The following is a 1,069-nucleotide window of genomic DNA, read 5'->3' on the forward strand; positions in this document are numbered from 1 at the left end:
CGCGCGTCGCGCTCCAGCCGCTCCGGCCAGTCCACCGCGTTGCGCCCCGCCGCCACGCCGGGGCCCGCGACGCCGGGCCGCACGCGCAGCCGCAGCGCCTGCCGCGGCGAATACCGCGCGACATAGTCGGGCGGCAGCGGACGCGGGCCGACGAGGCTCATCTCCCCGCGCAGCACGTTGACGAGCTGCGGCAGCTCGTCCAGGCCCGATCGCCGCAGCGCGCGCCCGAAGCGGCCGAGGCGTGCCGCGTCGTCGCCGACGCCCTCCACCATCGAGCGGAACTTCAGCATCCGGAACGGCGCGCCGCCGAGCCCCGCGCGCGGCTGCACGAACAGCACCGGCGCGCCCAGCGCGCAGCGCACCGCCACCGCGACGAGCAGGATCAGCGGCGCCAGCACGACCAGCAGCAGCGCCGCCACCGCGACATCCAGCGCGCGCTTGAACCAGCGCTCATACATGGTCGCGACGCGGCGCCGACGCCGTTACGCCTTGGCGCGGCGCCGACGCCGTTACGCCTTGGCGCGGCGCCGACGCCGTTACGCCTTGGCGCGGCGCCGACGCCGTTACGCCTTGGCGCGGCGCCGACGCCGCGACGCCGAGGCTCAGCGCAAGCCCGAGCGCGAACCAGGCCATCCGGTTGCCGAGGTCGCCCGACACCATCGCCGAGACCGCGACGGGCAGCACCATCGCCGCGATGCGCGCCGCGCGCGCCGGATCGGCGCGGCGCAGCAGCGCGAGAAAGGCAACCGCGCCGCCGCCGAACGCCAGCAGCCAGAGCAGCAGCCCAGGCAGCCCGGCCTCCACCAGCGCCTCCAGCGCATGGTTGTGCGGGTAGAGCCCGCGCCGCTCCCCATGGCCCGCCGCGATGCTGAAGCCGCCCGTGCCGAGCCCGAGCGGCGCCGCCTGTCCCGCCAGGTCCAGCGCCGCCTGCCACAACCCGAGCCGCGCCTGCAGGCTGCCGACATCCGCCGTCAGACGCTCCAGCGTGCGCAGCGCCGCATGCTCGGTGCCGGCGAGCAGCATCGCCGCGCCGAGGCCGACCGCGCCCCCCGCCAGCATCCACAGCAGC

2 protein-coding genes are annotated in these 1,069 nt (G+C 77.1%); both read right to left on the reverse strand.

Going from position 1 to position 1,069, the window contains the following annotated elements:
* On the reverse strand, positions 1–458 hold a 458-nt coding region (locus L2I40_RS23605; RefSeq protein WP_237217786.1), incomplete at its 3' end, for a sugar transferase.
* Positions 451–1,069, reverse strand: a 619-nt coding sequence (locus L2I40_RS23610; RefSeq protein WP_237217787.1) for an O-antigen ligase family protein, incomplete at its 5' end; no start/stop codon positions are given. The genes L2I40_RS23605 and L2I40_RS23610, both read right to left, overlap by 8 nt.

This window comes from Falsiroseomonas oryziterrae, from assembly GCF_021864505.1.
GTDB classification, from domain to species: Bacteria; Pseudomonadota; Alphaproteobacteria; order Acetobacterales; family Acetobacteraceae; genus Falsiroseomonas; species Falsiroseomonas oryziterrae.